Annotated in this window: 1 protein-coding gene; it reads left to right on the top strand. The window is 67.4% G+C overall.

The annotated features are described in order from the left end of the window. Positions 1-451, top strand: a 451-nt coding sequence (locus tag GO615_RS29920; protein ID WP_211167425.1) for a hypothetical protein, incomplete at both ends; no start/stop codon positions are given.

Genomic DNA, 451 nt, shown 5'->3' with positions numbered 1-451 from the left:
GCGATGACCCGCTCGCGTGCGTCGTGGCCGCGCTGGGTGCGCGCGGTGTGGAACGTCGCGGTCAAGAGCGATGACGACTTCGCGCCCGTACCGCGCGTCGAAGAACCGATCCTGCACGCGACGCAGGAAGCACGCGACCGGCTGCGATCCCTGGCCTGGACCTTGGGGATGCGTGAACGCGTCAGTGTGCTGGCGGTCGCGACGGTGCTGCTGCACCGGATGGAGCGTGAGGGCAGTCCGCGGGTGCCGTGCCCGGAGCGTGACCTCGTGCTCGACACCGGCATCCGCTCGCGCACGACAATCCGCGCGGCACTGCGGCGCCTGCACGGCGTGTTCGGCGTGCTGCACACCGATTCTTACGACTTCGCGCAGCGTGCGACGAGCTCATTTGAGTTTGAGATTCCTGTTGCCTCGGGGGTGGTGAGGGATATTGCCCCACCTAGCTTTCACA

The sequence above is a fragment of the Aromatoleum evansii genome (assembly GCF_012910805.1).
Taxonomy (GTDB): Bacteria; Pseudomonadota; Gammaproteobacteria; order Burkholderiales; family Rhodocyclaceae; genus Aromatoleum; species Aromatoleum evansii.
Note: the sequence above shows the minus strand (reverse complement) of the source record. Positions and strands in the feature narration are given on the sequence as shown.